16 protein-coding genes are annotated in these 17,371 nt (G+C 70.6%); 9 read left to right on the top strand and 7 right to left on the bottom strand.

Annotated features, from left to right (window positions below; translation table 11 throughout):
• The first annotated feature begins 113 nt into the window (after positions 1 to 113).
• From ACO2Q3_RS15210 to ACO2Q3_RS15195, 4 genes are all read left to right on the top strand, one after another.
• Complete coding sequence (locus ACO2Q3_RS15210) at positions 114 to 1,520, top strand: pectate lyase family protein (protein ID WP_423307925.1); 1,407 nt, start codon at positions 114 to 116, stop codon at positions 1,518 to 1,520.
• 156 nt (positions 1,521 to 1,676) lie between these two features.
• On the top strand, positions 1,677 to 2,258 hold the full coding sequence (locus ACO2Q3_RS15205) for a helix-turn-helix domain-containing protein (RefSeq protein WP_423307923.1): 582 nt from the start codon (positions 1,677 to 1,679) through the stop codon (positions 2,256 to 2,258).
• Between the two features lie 187 nt (positions 2,259 to 2,445).
• Complete coding sequence (locus ACO2Q3_RS15200; RefSeq protein ID WP_423307921.1) at positions 2,446 to 4,251, top strand: methyl-accepting chemotaxis protein; 1,806 nt, start codon at positions 2,446 to 2,448, stop codon at positions 4,249 to 4,251.
• A 234-nt stretch (positions 4,252 to 4,485) separates the two neighbouring features.
• Positions 4,486 to 5,016, top strand: coding sequence for a MarR family winged helix-turn-helix transcriptional regulator (locus ACO2Q3_RS15195; RefSeq protein WP_423307919.1), 531 nt, complete (start codon positions 4,486 to 4,488; stop codon positions 5,014 to 5,016).
• A gap of 1 nt (position 5,017) precedes the next feature.
• On the opposite strand, the gene purU is transcribed toward ACO2Q3_RS15195, so the two are convergent.
• The 5 genes from purU to ACO2Q3_RS15170 form a co-directional block, all read right to left on the bottom strand.
• Entirely contained in the window at positions 5,018 to 5,872 is an 855-nt protein-coding gene (purU, locus tag ACO2Q3_RS15190; RefSeq protein ID WP_423307917.1) for a formyltetrahydrofolate deformylase, read from the bottom strand.
• Between the two features lie 79 nt (positions 5,873 to 5,951).
• Positions 5,952 to 6,629: an MgtC/SapB family protein gene (locus tag ACO2Q3_RS15185; protein ID WP_423307915.1), complete on the bottom strand. Its 678-nt coding sequence runs from the start codon at positions 6,627 to 6,629 to the stop codon at positions 5,952 to 5,954.
• A 45-nt stretch (positions 6,630 to 6,674) separates the two neighbouring features.
• Entirely contained in the window at positions 6,675 to 7,982 is a 1,308-nt protein-coding gene (locus tag ACO2Q3_RS15180; protein ID WP_423307913.1) for an AAA-associated domain-containing protein, read from the bottom strand.
• A 34-nt stretch (positions 7,983 to 8,016) separates the two neighbouring features.
• Complete coding sequence (locus tag ACO2Q3_RS15175) at positions 8,017 to 9,765, bottom strand: ABC transporter permease (protein WP_423307911.1); 1,749 nt, start codon at positions 9,763 to 9,765, stop codon at positions 8,017 to 8,019.
• 25 nt (positions 9,766 to 9,790) lie between these two features.
• Complete coding sequence (locus tag ACO2Q3_RS15170; RefSeq protein ID WP_423307909.1) at positions 9,791 to 11,125, bottom strand: carbohydrate porin; 1,335 nt, start codon at positions 11,123 to 11,125, stop codon at positions 9,791 to 9,793.
• 293 nt (positions 11,126 to 11,418) lie between these two features.
• Here ACO2Q3_RS15170 and ACO2Q3_RS15165 point away from each other — a divergent pair, with 293 nt between their 5' ends.
• From ACO2Q3_RS15165 to ACO2Q3_RS15150, 4 genes are all read left to right on the top strand, one after another.
• Positions 11,419 to 11,697: a metal/formaldehyde-sensitive transcriptional repressor gene (locus ACO2Q3_RS15165; RefSeq protein ID WP_423307907.1), complete on the top strand. Its 279-nt coding sequence runs from the start codon at positions 11,419 to 11,421 to the stop codon at positions 11,695 to 11,697.
• Positions 11,698 to 11,734: 37 nt separating this feature from the next.
• Positions 11,735 to 12,949 (top strand): MFS transporter, encoded by a 1,215-nt coding sequence (locus ACO2Q3_RS15160; protein WP_423307905.1) that lies wholly within the window; start codon positions 11,735 to 11,737, stop codon positions 12,947 to 12,949.
• Positions 12,946 to 14,061: a mannose-1-phosphate guanylyltransferase gene (locus ACO2Q3_RS15155; RefSeq protein WP_423307903.1), complete on the top strand. Its 1,116-nt coding sequence runs from the start codon at positions 12,946 to 12,948 to the stop codon at positions 14,059 to 14,061. Before ACO2Q3_RS15160 ends, ACO2Q3_RS15155 begins: the two co-directional genes overlap by 4 nt.
• A gap of 103 nt (positions 14,062 to 14,164) precedes the next feature.
• A complete protein-coding gene (locus ACO2Q3_RS15150) occupies positions 14,165 to 14,857 on the top strand; it encodes a hypothetical protein (protein WP_423307901.1) in 693 nt (230 codons plus the stop codon).
• Between the two features lie 171 nt (positions 14,858 to 15,028).
• On the opposite strand, the gene ACO2Q3_RS15145 is transcribed toward ACO2Q3_RS15150, so the two are convergent.
• Both ACO2Q3_RS15145 and ACO2Q3_RS15140 read right to left on the bottom strand, forming a co-directional pair.
• Positions 15,029 to 15,817 (bottom strand): enoyl-CoA hydratase/isomerase family protein, encoded by a 789-nt coding sequence (locus ACO2Q3_RS15145; protein WP_423307899.1) that lies wholly within the window; start codon positions 15,815 to 15,817, stop codon positions 15,029 to 15,031.
• A gap of 44 nt (positions 15,818 to 15,861) precedes the next feature.
• Positions 15,862 to 16,626, bottom strand: coding sequence for an SIR2 family NAD-dependent protein deacylase (locus tag ACO2Q3_RS15140; RefSeq protein ID WP_423307897.1), 765 nt, complete (start codon positions 16,624 to 16,626; stop codon positions 15,862 to 15,864).
• A 70-nt stretch (positions 16,627 to 16,696) separates the two neighbouring features.
• Here ACO2Q3_RS15140 and ACO2Q3_RS15135 point away from each other — a divergent pair, with 70 nt between their 5' ends.
• Entirely contained in the window at positions 16,697 to 17,338 is a 642-nt protein-coding gene (locus ACO2Q3_RS15135) for a glutathione S-transferase family protein (protein WP_423307895.1), read from the top strand.
• Positions 17,339 to 17,371 lie beyond the last annotated feature (33 nt).

Genomic DNA, 17,371 nt, shown 5'->3' with positions numbered 1-17,371 from the left:
TCCCGAACACGCTACTTTTTCGCCCTTGGCGGGCTTGGCTTGTGCTTATAGGAAACCGGTGTCATTTTCAATCGACCCCGCGCAGACGGGTTCGAACATCAGGGAGAACATCGATGAGCGCCGTCCGCAGCAGCGTGCTGGGCCTTGCCCTGTCTGGGATTTGCGGCATGGCGATGGTCAGCGCCGCGCCGCCGGCGGGCGCCGCGACGAAACCGGCGACCGCAGCGGTCACGTCGCCGACTCAAGGACCGTCCGCGGCGCCGAAGCTGGCGTTTCCCGGCGCCCTCGGCTGGGCGGCGACCACGCCTGGCGGGCGCGGGGGCAGGATCATCCGCGTCACCACCCTGAACCCGGACGGCCCCGGCTCCTTCCTGGAGGCCGTCAACACCCCGGGCCCGCGGATCATCGTGTTCGAGGTGGGCGGGGTGATCGATCTCGGCGCGCGCGAGATCCACATCAAGGAGCCGTTCCTGACCATCGCCGGCCAGACCGCGCCCTCGCCGGGCATCACCTTCATCCGCGGCGGCTTCCAGATCGCCGCACACGACGTGGTGGTGCAGCACGTGCGGGTGCGGGTGGGCGATGTCGGCAAGCCGAAGAAGAGCGGCTGGGAGGTCGACGCCATGTCCACCGAGGGCGAGGCGCACGATGTGATCATCGACCACTGCACCCTGACCTGGGCCACCGACGAGAACGCCTCGATGTCGAGCCGCCGGTTCGTCGGCGCGACGCCGGACGAGTGGCGCCAGCACGCCTCGCACCGGATCACCTTCTCGAACGACATCATCGCCCACGGCCTGTCGTACGCGACCCACACCAAGATCGAGCATTCCAAGGGCTCGCTGATCCACGACAACGTCAGCGACATCCTGATCGTGAACAATCTGTACGCGCACAATTACGAGCGGAACCCGCTGTTCAAGGGCGGGGTGCGCGGGGTGATCGTCAACAACATGATCTTCGACCCCGGCCAGCGGGCGATCCACTACAACCTGATGTCCGAGGAGTGGGGCGCTCACCCGTATCAGGTCGGGCAGATGGCGGCGGTGGGCAATGTGCTGCGCGCCGGCATGTCGACGCCGGACCAGCTCGCCTTCCTGGAGATCGGCGGCTATGGCGACCTGCAGTACTACGGCAAGGACAACGTCGCCGTGGACCGCATCGGCCGGCCGCTGCCGATGCTGGGCAGCTACACCAACGGCGGCGCCAGGATCCTCGAGACGGACAAGCCGCCGCTGTGGCCCGAGGGGCTGACGCCGATGCCGGCCTCCGAGGTGCAGCGCTATATCCAGGCCAACGTCGGCGCCCGGCCCTGGGACCGGGACATGGACGACGTGCTTCTGGTCGCCGACGTCGCCGAGGGGCGGGGGACGATCATCAACAGCCAGGATGACCTGCGCGGCTACCCGGCGCCGAAGCCGACGAGCCGGCCGTTCAATCCGGACGACTGGAACCTGGACGACATGACCCCCAGGCGCCCCGGCGCGCTGGATTCCTCGTCCAAGGCCCACGGCACCTGACACCCTCGATCGGCTTCGGAATCTGAGGCCCCCAGGTTGAGGATTCTCAACCTGTGGATGGCGGAGTTTGCCTTTCCCGGCCGGGCAAATCGGCCTAGCGTCCGCGCGAAATTTCAGGCGCGTCGTTTTGGCGCAGGCATTTGTTGTCAGGCTTTCATGGCGTCCCCATCCCCGGCGGTCACCGGCGCGGCGATCCGCAAGCTTCGTATGGCCAAGGGCTGGACCCTGCAGCAGCTGGCCGAGGCGTGCGGCGTGCCGGTCTCAAGCCTGTCGCGGGTGGAACTGGGCCAGAGCCGGCTGAACTACGACAAGCTGGTTCGCCTGTGCCGCGCCCTCGATGTCGACCTGCACGGCCTCGTCGCCCGGGAGGCTGACGCCGGCCCGCCGGTGCTGGGGCGTCGCGCGCTGACCCCCGGCGGACAAGGCGACGCCACCCGTTTCGGCCCGCATGCTGCGCGCCGTCCGGCCGCCGACTTGCTGGGCAAGGCCTTCACCCCGGTGATGCTCGACGTGCAGCCCTCCAGCCTCGAGGAACACGGGCCGTTGCAGGAGCTTGGCGGCGAGGCCTGGTTGCTGGTGCTGGAGGGCCGGGTGCGGGTGCACGGCGGCGTCTACGCGCCGACGGAACTGGCCGCCGGCGACAGCCTGTACTTCGACGCCCGAGCTGGATTCGCCGTCTTGCGGGCCGATGCGGCGCCCGCCCGGGCGTTGCTTGTGGTGGATGGTCGCGGGGGCTGACTTCCCGGATTTTACCAATTCTTCAGCGTGAACTGAAACATCAGGGGCGAGACTTTGGTGCGCCTCTGGCCGCGGAGTTGGTGTCTTCGGATCAGTGACCACGCGTATGTCGGCCAGGTCAGCCCGGTCGAGCCCTGACGCCTTCTCTTAAGCCGGCGGCGCCGACGGCGGAGAGACTCTGGGCGACATGGTTCTGAATAACATCAGTATTTCGAGAAAGCTGACGCTCGGCTTCGCGGCGGTCGTATCGATCGTCCTGGCGATGAGCGTCACGGTGCTGGCCAACATCGGCGCCATCGAGGCCGCCGCGGCGGCCAAGGACCAGCAGGCGGCGACCCTGGCCAGCGCCAACGACGCCCTGATGGCCCAGGTGAACGAGCTTTCCACCGTGCGCGGCTACGTCGCCACGGGTGACGCCAGCTTCCCGCCGCGGCTGGCCGCCTACCAGCGCGACTTCGAGGCGGCCATCGCCCGCCTGAAGGGCCAGGCCGCCGGCGACGCCGACCTGATGGCCCGGATCGAGGCGCTGCAGGCCGAGGCCGCCAAGGTGAAGGGCGAGTGGGACACCCAGATGGCGCTGCGCGCCGACCCCGCCACCGCCGCCCAGGCCCAGGCCACCCTGCTCACCGCCGGTCGGGTGCTGAAGTCGCGGGAGATCATGTCCGGCATCTTCAAGCACGAGAACGCCCTGGTGGCCGCGCGGACGGCGGACGAGGCGCGCGCCTATGCGGCCACGCGCATCGTGCTGATCGGCGGCGGCCTGGCCTGCATGCTGCTGTCAGCGGCGATCGGCTGGCTGCTGTCGCGCGGCATCGCCTCGCCGGTGTCGGCGATGACGGGAGCGATGGGTCGCCTGGCGGCGGGGGACCACACGGTGGCGATCCCGGCGGTGGGCCGTCGCGACGAGGTGGGCCGGATGGCCGGGGCCGTACAGACCTTCAAGGACGCGGCGATCGAGAAGCTGCGGCTGGAGGCCGAGGCGGCGCAGCAGCGCGAGGCGGCGGAAGCCTCTCGCCGGGCCGCGGAGGCCGAGCGGACGCGGGTGGCGCAGGAGCAGGCTCTGGTGGTGGGCGCCCTGGCCGACGGGCTGGAGAAGCTCTCCGGCGGGGTGCTGACCTGGCGCCTGACCGAGGCCTTCGCCCCGGCCTACGAAAAGCTGCGGGCCGACTTCAACGCCGCCATGGACAAGCTGCAGGAGACCATGACGGTGGTCGCCGCCAACACGGTGGGCATCCGCACCGGCACCGACGAGATCAGCCACGCCTCCGACGACCTGTCGCGGCGCACCGAACAGCAGGCGGCCAGCCTGGAAGAGACGGCGGCGGCGCTGGACGAGATCACCGCCACGGTGCGCAAGACGGCGCAGGGCGCGGCGACGGCGCGCGACGCGGTGGGCGCGGCGCGCGCGGACGCCGAACAGTCGGGCGTGGTGGTGCGCCAGGCGGTGCAGGCGATGAGCGGCATCGAAGCCTCGGCGCAGCAGATCAGCCAGATCATCGGCGTGATCGACGAGATCGCCTTCCAGACCAACCTGCTGGCGCTGAACGCCGGGGTCGAGGCGGCCCGGGCGGGCGACGCCGGCCGCGGCTTCGCGGTGGTGGCCTCCGAGGTGCGCGCCCTGGCGCAGCGCTCGGCCGAGGCGGCCAAGGAGATCAAGACCCTGATCTCGGCCTCGACGGCCCAGGTGGACGCCGGGGTGGACCTGGTGGGCCAGACCGGCCAGGCGCTGGAGCGGATCGTCGGCCATGTGGGCCAGCTGTCGGCGCTGGTGATCGAGATCGCCGCCTCGACGCAGGAACAGGCTGTGGGTCTGAACCAGGTCAACACCGCCATCAACCAGATGGACCAGGTGACCCAGCAGAACGCGGCCATGGTCGAGGAGTCCACCGCGGCCAGCCACGCCCTGGCCCAGGAGGCCATGACGCTCGCCCGCCTGATCGAGGGCTTCGAGGTCGGCGGCGCCGCAAGGCCGGCCCGCCGCGCCGCGGCCTGAAGAACCTCTGGACGCCGGGCACGGGTGCGGTGCACAACTGGTGCGAATGCACAAGTCCCGGGCGCACCAGCTGCATTTGCGTCTTGTCCGGGGTCGCGAAACAGGGCTTGTAAAAGCGACCTTGCTGGTCCTCACGGCGGCGCGCCCCGGCGCCACCCGATGCCGGCCCGGGAGTTGTAAAGGGAACTCGCCGTCGCGTTTCGCCCGGCGGTCCTGCAGCGTGGGAGAGCGGCCATGGAATCCGAAGAGCAGCTTCCCGAGGTCCTGAAGCCGATCGCGGACAAGATTCCGGACTACCTGTTCTACCTGATGTTCCACGCGACCCGGCAACGGGAAATGGCCTTCGACGCCGCCCTGGCTGACGTCGGTCTCAACATCAACCGACTTCGCACCCTGTCGGTCATCCAGCGTCTGAATGGCTGCACGATGAAGGATCTCGCCCGGCTGACGGCCATCGACCGGACCACCCTGACCCGTGCGGTGGACCAGCTGGTGGAGCAGGGGCTGGTCGAGCGTTCGACCCCGGCCGGGGACCGGCGAAAGGTGCAGATGTGCCTGTCCCCCGAGGGGGAGGCCTTCTATCGGGAGGCCACGCAGCTGATCGACGACTTCAATCGCCGCGCCCTCGCCGGGGTCGGCCGCCGCCAGCAGGTCGAGCTGCTGCAGGTGCTGAACACCGTCATCCGCAACATCAGCGGCGACAGCGAGCTGGCGCACGAGCTGATCACGTTCGGCGGCCTCGACCGCCACCGCGCGGTCGCCTGAGCTACTGGAACACCACCGCGCGCACGCCGTTGAGCAGCACCCGGTGTTCGGCGTGCCACTTCACCGCCCGGGCCAGCACCAGCGCCTCCACGTCGCGGCCGACAGCGATGTAGTCGTCCACCGACAGCTGGTGGCCGACCCGCTCGACAGCCTGTTCGATGATGGGGCCTTCGTCGAGATCCTCGGTGACGTAGTGGGCGGTGGCGCCGATCAGCTTGACCCCCCGCTCGTAGGCCCGGTGATACGGCCGCGCGCCCTTGAAGCTGGGTAGGAACGAGTGGTGGATGTTGATCACCTGCCCGGGCCGGCGGGCGCAGAAGGCTGGCGACAGGATCTGCATGTAGCGGGCCAGAACCACCAGTTCGACGCCCTCGCGGGCCAGGATGTCTTCCAGCGCCGCCTCCTGGGCGACCTTGTTGTCAGCCGTCACGGGCAGATGGTGGAAGGGCACGCCCGACGAGAGCGTCAGGTCGCGGAAGTCCTCGTGGTTCGACACCACCGCCTTGACCTCGATCGGCAGGGCGCCGGTGCGCCAGCGGAACAGCAGGTCGTTCAGGCAGTGGCCGAAGCGCGAGACCATCAGCACGGTCGGCGTCTTGCGGCGGGCGTCGAACAGGCGCGCCTGCATGCGCCGGCGCTCGGCCAGCGGGGCGAAGCGACGCTCCAGGTCCTGCAGCCCCAGGCCGCCCGTGCTTTCCAGCAGGGTGCGCATGAAGAAGCGGCCGTTGCCGGCGTCGCCATGCTGGGCGCTCTCGACGATGTTGCAGCCGGCGTCGGCCAGGGCGTTGGCCACGTCGGCGACGATGCCGATGGAGTCCGGGCACGACAGGGTCAGCACGAAGGTGGGATGGTTCATGCCTCCGCCATGCCGGGAAAGCGTTGCGAAATCCAGACTGACGCCGCGCCAGCAATGCAGGCCGGCGCCGGCGACGGGGTCACTTGCTGATGCGGTCCAGCGTGAACTCCACCAGTCCCGGTGTGTCGCGGAAGTGCGCGGCCGCTCCTGACAGGCCGTGGCGGACGCCGGTCTGCAGCATGCCGCGCACCTCGTACACATCGCCGTCCTGGCGCAGGGCGTAGCTGAGGCCGCTCAACGTCACATCGATCCGCCTCAGGTCCTCGATCAGCGCCGCCTCCGACGGGGCGACGCCGGCATGGAAGCGCAGCACCAGCAGGGCGTAGGTGCGTTCGGGCATCACGTGTTCGATCCAGCGGAACAGGATCAGCGTCGCCAGAACCGCGCCCGTCACCAGGGCGCCCGGCCAGATCATGCCCAGGCCCATCAGCAGGCCGATCGCCGAGGTGGCCCAGATCGCCGCCGCGGTGGTCAGGCCCTGGACGCTCACCCCCTCCTTGAAGATCACCCCCGCGCCCAGGAAGCCGACGCCGGTCATCACCCCCTGGGCGATGCGCCCGGGGTCCAGCCGCGCCTGGCCCAGCAGGGCCGCGGGCACGAGCTGCGGCTCGAAGGTCAACACCATCGAGGCCGCGGCGGCGATGGAGACAATGGACAGGGTGCGAAAGCCGGCCGCGCGCCCGTTGTGGCTGCGTTCCAGTCCGATCAGGCCGCCGGCCGCCCAGGCGGCCGCCAGATTGGTCACGATCTCGGTCACGCTGGCGCCCATGGCCCTCAGTGTGCGACAGATTCCGCCGCAAGCCTAACCGGGATCGTCCAGCGAGAAGCGATCGGTGTCCTCGTGGTAGGCGAACACCTCGGCATAGCGGCCCCAGTCGATCACCGTCTTCAGAGTCTGCTCGGCGTAGTCGTCGGACATGTGGTCCTCAAGTTCGTCGCGGAACCGCCGGGCCGGCGCGCTGTTGCCGGGCCGCTCCTCCAGCACCTTGCGGATGTGTCCGGCCAGGGGGCAGTAGCCGATCAGATGCTGGGCGAAGAGCTGCTTGCGGTCGTCGACCTCGGCGGCGACGTATCGGCGGCCGGACGCGGTCAGCCGGATGTCCCCGCCATCGAGCTCGGCGAAGCGCAGCAGTTGCAGCGTCTCCGCCGTGGGGAACAGCTCGTCCGCCTCCAGCACCGCCTCGTCGGCCAGGGCCCGCAGGCTGGCGCGGCCATTGAAGTGCGGCGAGGCGATGGCCTCGAGCATGCCGGCCAGGGTGTTGGTGGAAACCTCCGGCAGGGCCATGCCGATGCCCATGCCGGGGAACAGTCCGTCGCCGACCGGGCTGGGCCCCACGCGGACGGTCATGCGCGCATAGATGTCCTCCACCATTGCCCGGAAAGCCGGGGCCTGGCGATTGCGCGGCTGTGGCAGGTCAACGCGAATCTCCGCTGCGACCCGCCCCGGATTGGAGGAGAACACCAGGATGCGGTCGCACATCAGCACCGCCTCCTCGATGTTGTGGGTCACGATCAGGATCGACTTGATCGGCATGCGTCCCTCGCCCCACAGATCCAGCAGGTCGGTGCGCAGGGTTTCCGCGGTGAGCACGTCCAGGGCCGAGAACGGCTCGTCCATCAGCAGGATCGACGGATTGACCACCAGGGCGCGGGCCAGGCCCACGCGCTGGCGCATGCCGCCGGAGAGCTCCTTGGGATAGGCGTTCTCGAAGCCGTCCAGGCCGATCAGGTCGATGGCCGCCAGCGCGCGGCGGCGGCGCTCGGCGGGCGGGACGCGCTGCGCCTCCAGCCCCAGCTCGACGTTCTGCTCCACGGTCAGCCAGGGGAACAGGGCGAAGCTCTGGAACACCATGGCGACGCTGGTGGCGGGACCGCCTTCCGGGTCGGGCGGAAAGTCCACCTGGCCCTCGCTGGGCCGGATCAGGCCGGCGATCGAGCGCAGCAGCGTCGACTTGCCCGAGCCGGAGCGGCCCAGCAGGCCGACGATCTCGTTTTCCCGCAGGGTCAGGTTGACGTCGTCCAGCACCGGCGTGCGGCCGGGATCGGGCTTGCCGTAGTAGTGGCGCACCTTGGCCACCTCGACGAGCGGACGGTTCAGGGTTTCCAGCATGGACGCCTCCTGTGGCGAGCGAGGATCGGAAGGGTCAGTCGAGGCGCAGCCGCCGCTCGGCCAGGCCGTAGAGGGGCCGCCAGAGCGAGCGGTTCAGGGCGATGACGAACAGCGACATCACCGCCACGCCCAGGGCCACGCGCGGCAGGTCGCCGGCGGTGGTGGCCTTGGCGATGAACGCCCCCAGGCCATGGGCTTCCAGGTGGGTCCGACCCCAGCTCACCGCCTCGGCGACGATGCTGGCGTTCCATGATCCGCCCGAAGCGGTGATCGCGCCGGTGACGTAGTAGGGAAAGATCGCCGGCAGGGCGAGCTGACGCCACCACTGCCACGAGCGCATGTGGAACATGGCGCCCACCTCGCGCAGGTCCGAGGGGATGGCGCTGGCCCCGGCGATGACGTTGAACAGGATGTACCACTGGGTGCCCAGCACCATCAGCGGCGCCAGGGCCCATTCCGGGCTGAGCTTCAGGGCCGTGATCACCACCACCGCGGCGGGGAACAGCACATTGGCCGGGAAGGCCGCCAGGAACTGCGCCAGGGGCTGGATGCGCTCGGCCCAGGCCGGCCGAAGCCCGATCCAGACGCCGATCGGCACCCAGATAACGCTGGCCACGGCGATCAGGACCAGCACCCGCACCAGGGTCAGGCCGCCCAGCGCCAGCGCCTCGCCGGCGTCGTGCAGCGACAGGGTCTTCGACAGGATCCGCGCCGCGATCAGGGCGGCGCCGACGGTGAGGATCGCCACCGCCACCGCCCAGACGTCGTCCAGCGCCTTGGCGGCGCGGGCGCCCAGCCGAACCCGGGCGCGGGGCAGGCGCGGCGGCTCCAGGGCCGCGACGGCTGCGCCCAGCCAGGCGAGCGGCGACATCAGCACCCGGGTCAGGCGCGTGCGGCGGATCAGGTCATAGACCCATGACCGGGGCGCCTCGGTGGAGGCCGTCTGCTCGAAGCGGAACTTGTCGGCCCAGGCGATGATCGGCCGGAACAGCAGCTGGTCGTAGAGCAGGATCACCACGGCCATGGCGCCCACCGCCCAGGCCACGGCCTTCAGGTCGCGCGCATCGATGGCGACGGCCAGCCAGGAGCCGATCCCGGGCAGGGTGACGGTCTTGTCGCCGACGGTGATCGCCTCCGACGCCACCACGAAGAACCAGCCGCCGGACATCGACATCATGGTGTTCCAGATCAGGCCGGGCATGGCGAACGGCAGCTCCAGCCGCAGGAACCTGCGCCAGGGCGAAAGGCCGAACAGCCGGCAGGCCTCGTCCAGGTCGCCCGGCAGGGTGCGCAGCGACTGATAGAAGCTGAACGCCATGTTCCAGGCCTGGGCGGTGAACACGGCGAAGATCGCCGCGCACTCCGCGCCCATCTCGCGGCCCGGGAACAGGTTGAGGAAGAAGCTCACGGTGAAGGTCAGGAACCCCAGCACCGGCACCGACTGCAGGATGTCCAGCGCCGGCACGACGATCAGCGCCGCCTTGCGGCTCTTGGCCGCCAGCGAGCCGACCACGAAGGTGAACAGCAGCGAGCAGAGGATCGCGGCGAACATGCGCAGGGTGGTCAGCAGGGCGTAGCCGGGCAGGCGGGCCAGATCGAGCGTCACCGGCGACAGCTTCAGAGCGGCCAGGGGGCGCTGCATCTGCTGCACCCCGTGCACCACCAGCACCGCGGCGGCGGCGATCAGGATCAGGACGATCACGTCGGCCAGGTTCAAGACGCGGGCGCGTCCCTCAGGTCCGGCGAGGGCGGGGGACTGGCGGTCCAGCGAAGGAAAGGTCATGGCCGGCCTCCGGTGACTGGGGAACTCAGAACTGGGCGTGGAAACGGGCGGCGATGATTGGCGCGGGGCCGCGGTCGGCGTTGTAGGCCGGGTGGTCGACAAGCTGTCCGTCCACGGACAGATGCACGATCTTCGTCACCGCGATGTCGTAGTAGGCCTCGAAGATCGCTTCGGCCGCCGGATGCGTCAGCCGCCCGTCGCCCACCAGGATGCCCAGGCCGCCGGCGTCCAGGTAGCGCTCGTGCGCCCGGCTGATGCCGTTGACCACGCCGGCGAGGCCGACGGTGTCGTCCGCGCGGCCCCACCGTCCGCCCTTCACCGACACGCCTGCCGCAAAGGTGCGGTCGATGTCGGCGAACTCGTAGGGCTCGACGTCGCCGTCGGCCGTCCCGGCGCGGACGAACACGCCGATGTCCTTCGACAATCCAAGCGACAGGTTGGCGCTGACTCCGGCCCGGTTGCGCATCCTGCGCACCAGCGCCAGGTCGGCGGGCTGGCCGGTGGCCTGGCCGAGGGCGACGGCGTCGTTGAAGCTTCCCATGCGCCCGTGGCTGACGAAGCCGGTGATCGCCACCGCGCCGTCCTGGCCATGCAGCCTGAAGCGGCGCTCGATCTCCCCGTCGACCTGGTACTGGTCGAAGTGCGGGTCGAGCCTGGCGCTGTTGGGGACGTCCGACAGATCGAACGCGCCGGCGCGCACGGTCCAGTCGCCCTCGTACAGCTCCACCGCCGCCCCGGCCGAATAGCCCCAGGCGTCGGCGGCGTAGTCGAAGGTCCCCGTGTCGATCAGCGACCAGTTCAGGAAGTCACGGCGGGGATCGTGGGCGTAGGGATTGGTGTCGAACACGTCGGTGACGCCGAACTTGCCGAGCGTGACCACCAGCCGATTGGCGGTGGGCCTGGCGGCGAACTGGTTGAGGTCGGCGTCGACCGGCTGGGCGTCGCCGCCCAGGTCGAAGGTCTGGCGCAGGAACAGGCGTTGCAGCCTCACGTAGGGGTGAGACTTGCCGACCTTGTACGCCTCGCCGCTGGGAAAGCCCGCGACGCCCAGGGTGTCGGACAGGCCGAAGCCCTGGTCGATCTCGGGATTGATCCAGATCTCGCCGCCCTTCCAGGGATGTGCGCCGGCGTAGAGGGTCACGTCCCAGGTCTCGCGCGCGTCCGCGCCCGGCTGAAGACTGTTGGCGCCGCTGTAGGCGGCGTCGAAGGCGGGGTGCGCCTGGCCGACCACGGTGGTCTGGGCGTGCAGGGCGAAGGCGTCGCCGTCGTCCGCCGCCCGCGCCGGCGTGACGGTCGCGGCCGCCAGGGCCGCCAGGCTTGCGGCCAGGCATGCCGCAGGAATGCGCTCGTGGAAGGCCATCGCCATCTCCTCGGGTTCGAGTCCTCTGGACTGCGGCCTCCGAGGCTGGCGACGACCGATGGCGCGAAGGCGCCTCAGCCGCCGGTCAGGCGCCGAAGACCATGATGTGACCCGCCACGGGGACAGGGTCCCGGCGGCGGAAGACTAGGTCGGTCGCTCATTTCTTCCGTCTACTGATTGTCTGGTCCGCCGCGTCGGCCGACGCGCGGACCGCGTCCGTGGGAAGGATAACCCTCGCCATCGGACGCGGCGGGGAATATACCCTAGGGGACTATGGTACAAGAGGAAATCGGATGAGCCATGTCGCGCGTGAAAAGGCCAAACTTCTCAATCGCTTGAAGCGTATTCGAGGGCAGGTCGAGGCGATCGAGCGGGCCGTGGACGCCGATCTTGAGTGCGCCCGCGTGCTGCAGCAGGCCACGGCCTGCCGCGGGGCGATGGACGGTTTCATCGCCGAGGTCATCGAGGACCACATCCGCGACCACATGGTGGATCCTTCCGCGTCGCCCGATGATCCGCGGGTGCAGGCGGCGGAAGAGCTGGTGGCGATCGTGCATGCCTATCTGACGTGAGCGCGCCTGGCCTAGATTGCGTGGCGATGGGAGACTCATGAGCAACGTCATCGCCCTGCCGCGTCCGTTCAGCGCCACCCGCGTGGTCGGCGTCTGCATCCTGATCGCCGTCCTGGAGGGCTACGACATCCAGGCGATCGGCGTCGCGGCGCCCACCCTGGCGCCGGCGCTGAAGCTGGGGCCGCAGGCCGTGGGCCTGGCCGGCAGCATGGCCATGGTCGGTCTGATCTTCGGCGCCGCGCTTGGCGGCTGGATCGCCGACCGGGTCGGCCGGCGACCGGTGCTGGTCGTCTCGGCCGCCTGTTTCGGCCTGTTCTCGCTGATGACCGCCGTGGCCGGCGACGCACAGACGCTGCTGCTCAGCCGGTTCCTGACCGGACTGGGCTTCGGCGGGGCGATGCCGAACATGATCGCCATGGCCGGCGAGGCCAGCGCGCCGCGGCGGCGCATCTCCACCGTCACCGCGATCTTCGTGGGCATGCCGGCCGGGGGCGCCCTGGCCGCCCTGCTCGCGCGCTTCCTGCCGGCCGGGTTCGACTGGCGTCTGATCTTCGTGGTGGGCGGCGTCGCCCCCCTGGTGATCGCGCCCCTCGCGGCCTTCGTCCTTCCGGAGACCCTGTCGCGCTCCCGGTCGCCGGCCGCCGCCGCCGGGGGGCGGCCGCTGAACGCCCTGTTCGGCGATGGCCGGGCGCTTCCCACCCTGCTGCTCTGGAGCGCCTTTGCCGCCACCCTGGTGGTGCTGTCGATGATGCTGGCCTGGCTGCCGCTGCTGGTGGTGGCCAAGGGGCTGCCCAAGGATCTCGGCGCCAGCGCGGCGCTTGCGTTCAACGGCGCCGGGATCGTCGGTGGCCTGGCCGTGGGCGGCGCGATCGACCGCTGGGGCGCGCGCTGGCCGCTGCTGACGGCGCTGGCCCTGCTCGCCGCCGGGATGGGCCTGTTGGCCGCCGCCGCCGCGCCCGGGGCCGTGCTGGCCTTGTCGGCGCTCGCCGGGCTGGGCGTGATGGGCGCACAGTTCAGCCTCTATGCGCTGGCGCCGCGATACTATCCCGCGGCGGCGCAGGCGACGGGCGCGGGCGCCGCCGTCGGCGCCGGCCGGATCGGCTCGATTCTCGGGCCGATTCTCGCCGGGACCCTGCGCGCCGCGCACGCCGGACCTGGTGAAACCCTGGCGTGGACCGCCCCGGTCGTTGCAATTGCCGCGCTCAGCGTCCTCATTTTGACGCAACGCGACCGTCAGGCGTTCGCCGCATGACGAGCCCCAACACCGCCCCGCCCCCCGTCATCCGGCCCGTGATCCTCTGCGGCGGCGCCGGCGCCCGCCTGTGGCCGGCCTCGCGGCCCGACCGGCCCAAGCCGTTCCTCAAGCTGTTCGCCGACCGGTCGCTGTTCCAGGACACCGTGCTGCGGGTCGGCGGCCTGCCCGGCGCGCGGGCCCCGATCGTGGTCTGCGGCGCAGGGCATGTATCCCCGGTCAGCGAGCAACTGGCGGAACTCGGGACCGAGGCCCTCGTGATCGTCGAACCGGAGGGCCGCGACTCCGCCCCGGCCATCCTCGCCGCCGCGGCCTGGATCGCCGAACATGATCCGTCCGCCATCGCCCTGGTCGTGGCCAGCGACCATCACCTGCCCGACATCGCCGCCTTCGCCGACGCTGTCCTGAAGGCCGCGCCCGCGGCGACCGAGGGCGCCATCGTCACCTTCGGGGTCAGGCCGAGCTCGCCGTCGCCGGCCTATGGCTACATCCGGCCCGGGGCCCCGACGCCGGGTGTTCCGGGCGTCGCCTATGTGGCCGACTTCATCGAGAAGCCCAGCCCTGCGGCCGCCGCGGCGCACGTCGCCGACGGCTTCCTGTGGAACAGCGGCAACTTCCTGTTCCGGCCTGCGACCCTGCTGGCCGAGACCGAGCGCCACGCGCCCTCGCTCCTGGGGCCGGTGCGGGCGGCCCTGGCGGGCGCCGAGCGCGAGGGCGCCCTGCTGAGGCTTGGCCCCGAGTTTGCGCGGGCGCCGCGGATCTCCATCGACTTCGCGGTGATGGAGAAGACCGCCGCGGCCGCCGTCCTGCCGGTGGGCTATGCCTGGTCCGACGTCGGGTCCTGGGCGGCGATCTGGGACGCTTCGATCCGCGACGAGGCGGACAACGCCCTCTCGGGACAGGCCTTCGCCACCGGCGCCAACGGCTGCCTGATCCGCGCCGAGGCGGGGGCGACGGTGGTGGCGCTGGGGGTGCGCGACCTGGTGATCGTCGTCGAGGGCGGCAAGGTGCTGATCGCCGACCGCAGCCGCACCCCGGACCTCAAGGCCGTGCTCGACGAACTGGGGGGGACTGGCGCCGGCCCAAGCGATCGAGACAAGTCTCTGGAATAACGAAGTTTTTCATTTCCGACGCAAGGGTGCGAGAGCGGTGAAACATTTGCCGCCGGCCTCCCCCACGGCTAAGATGGCGGCCGTTCAAGCATGGAGTGACAGCATGGCCGCCCAGGTTTCCCGCCGTCTTCTGGGCGTCGCGGCGGCTCTTGTGTTGCTCGCGCCCGCGGCGCTGGCGCAGGACGACGAGGGCCTGCCCAACGTGTTCATCAGCCCGGCCGGCAAGCCGTTCCGCGCCCCGCACGGCGCGCCCTATCCGGTGGTCGACTGGTTCAGGCAGGCCGACAAGAACAGCGACGGCAAGCTGGACCACGCCGAGTTCATCGCCGACGCCGCCGCCTTCTTCAAGGAGCTGGACCTCAACAACTCCGGCCTGCTCGACCCCTATGACGTGGCCATGTACGAGCACCGCACGGCGCCGGAGATCATCGGCGGCCGGGTCCGGGTGGGCGACCTCGGCCCGCGCGCGGGTCAGGCCGCGCGCCTGTGGCTGGCGCAGTACGACGACGTGCCGGTCACCGACGGCAGTGGCGACTCCGACCAGCCGAAGAAGCCGCAGACCCTGGACGAGACGTTGCAGGGCGCCTCGCCCTACAGCCTGCTGCCGATCCCCGAACCCATCACGGCCGGCGGCCTCGATGCGCGCGGGGTGGTGACCAAGGCCGCCTACATGGCCCAGGCGGAGCGCAACTTCAGCGCCCTCGACGAGGACGACCGCGGCTACCTGACCCTGGACAGCCTGCCGCTGACCAAGGTCCAGGAGCTGCTCGGCGGCAAGAAGCGCCGCCGGCGGTAGGGGGGCTTTCTTCACCCTCCCCTTCATGGGGAGGGAAAGGCGGCGAAGCCGTCAGGGTGGGGAACGCCTGCCGGTGCACGGGCTAGTCTCGTGAGCCCTTGCGCGGCGCCTGACTCCCCCACCCTGATCGCTTCGCGATCTGTCCCTCCCCGCAAGGGGGAGGGCGCGCCCTCATCGCCCGACGAAGTTCGCGGGGCGCTTCTCCAGGAAGGCGGCGACGCCTTCCTTGTGGTCGGCCGAGCGGAAGCAGGCCGTCAACGTCTCCACGTGGGCGGCCATGTGCTGGCCGACGTCGCGCTCCAGTCCCTGCCAGACCAGCGCCTTCATGTGCTTCAGCGAGAAGGGCGACGAGGTCAGGTAGCGCCGCGCCTCCGCCAGCGCCGTCTCCGCCACGGCCTCGGGCGCCACCACCTCGGCGGCGTAGCCGATCGCCCTGGCCTCTTCGGCCTCAAGGAAGGCCCCGGAATACAGCAGTCGCAGCGCCCGGTGCGGGCCGATGATGCGCGGCAGCAGCCAGCTGCCGGCGCCGGTGTCGGGCACCAGGCCGCGGTGCGCGAAGTTCCAGGCGAAGCGGCTGCGGGTCGAGACGATCCGCACGTCGCACTGGCTGGTGAACTCCGCGCCCATGCCCACGGCGACGCCGTCGATGGCGCCGATCACCGGCTTGGGACAGGCGACCAGCGGCCACCAGCGATGGTCGTCCTCGGCCCGGCCGCGCACGCCGCGGGTCTCGCCGGGCACGGTGGCCAGGTCCGCCAGGTCGGTGCCCGCGCAGAAGGCGCCGCCCGAGCCGGTGACGATCACCACGCGCACCGCCTCGTCCGCGCCAGCCTTGGCCACCGTCTCGATAAAGGCCCCCAGCATGGCGTAGGTCATGGCGTTGCGCTTTTCGGGGCGATCGATGGTGATCGTGGCGATCCCGTCGCCGTCCACGGCGTACTTGATGTGATGCGCGGTCATTGCGGCCTCCCTGCCGTCGTTCTCGTTGTCGTGGGTGTTCCTGATCAGCCGTTCGCCGGAGTGACCTCGCTCAGGGTCGGGCCGATCTCGTCGTGCAGCGCCAGGTCGGCGTAGACGTCCAGGTCGGTGGGCTCGCGGTTGACGATCGCCAGGCGCGCGCCGTTGCGCGCCGCCATCAGGGGAAAACCGGCCGCCGGATAGACCTGCAGCGACGAGCCGAGCACCAGGAACAGGTCGCAGGCCAGGGTCTCGGCCTCGGCCGCGGCCATGGGGCCGGGCGGCATCGGCTGGCCGAAGCTGATGGTGGCGGTCTTCACGATCGCCCCGCACTCGCGGCAGCTGGGGATCTCGCCGTCCTCGACGAACGGGCGGCGCAGGTCCTCCAGCTCGTGGCGCAGGCCGCACTCCAGGCAGCTGGCGTAGCTCGCGTTGCCGTGCAGCTCGATCACCTGGCCGGCCGGTACGCCGGACGCCTGGTGCAGGTTGTCGACGTTCTGGGTGATCACGCTGGAGGCCTTGCCCCCGGCGACCAGGCGCGCCACCGCGTGGTGCCCGGCGTTGGGCTCGCGGCCGGTCCAGCCGGCGCGGCCGCTGAACGCGCGGCCCCAGGCCTCGCGCCGCATCGCCTCGCTGGCCACGAAGTCCTGGAACATGATCGGCTTCATCTTGCTCCACACCCCGCCGGGACTGCGGAAGTCGGGGATGCCGGACTCGGTCGAGATGCCGGCTCCGGTGAACACCACCACGCGCCGGGCCTCCGCGATCATGCGGGCCAGTTCTGCGCGGCCGTCGGCGACCTTGAATGTCATGGCTTTACGGCTCATCGGTCCTTGGGGACGCAGCTTTCAGCGGCGCCGCGAGGGAAGGGAAGGGCCCAAGATGATCACGCTGTACCACGCGTTCAACGCCCGTTCGTTCCGGCCGCTGTGGGCGCTGGAGGCGCTGGGCCTCGACTACCAGCTGAACATGCTGCCGTTTCCGCCCCGGGTGCTGGCGCGCGACTACCTGGCGATCAATCCGCTGGGCACCATTCCCTGCCTGATCGAGGACGGTCTGCGGATGACGGAATCGGCCGCCATCGCCCAGTATCTCGCCGACCGTCATGGCGCGGGCGGTCTCGGCGTCGCGCCGCACGAGCCGGACTACGGCGCCTATCTGAACTGGCTGCACTTCGGCGAGGCCACCCTGACGTTTCCGCAGACCCTGGTGCTGCGCTACCGCCGCTTCGAACCGGATCGCGCGGCCGTCGCGGCCGACGACTACGCCAAGTGGTTCCTGGCCCGCGCCCGCGCCGTGGGACCGGCCCTGGACCAGGGCTACATCTGCGCCGGACGCTTCACCGCGGCGGACATCTCGATGGGCTACGCCTTCATGCTGGCGCACCACGTCGGGCTCGGCGACGACCTGCCGGAGCCGGCGAAGGCCTATTGGCGGCGGCTGCAGGACGAGCCCAGCCTGGCGCTGGCTCGCGCGGCGCAGACGCGCGCCGCCGAGGCCCAGGGCGTCGCGGCCAGCTGGTAGGCCGCCTCAAGTCATTGTCGGTTGACATCGGCT

Origin of the sequence: Caulobacter sp. KR2-114 (genome assembly GCF_049446115.1) — a bacterium.
In the GTDB taxonomy this organism is placed as follows: domain Bacteria; phylum Pseudomonadota; class Alphaproteobacteria; order Caulobacterales; family Caulobacteraceae; genus Acaudatibacter.
The sequence above is the reverse complement of the archived record's forward strand: the minus strand, read 5'-3'. Positions and strand labels throughout refer to the sequence as shown.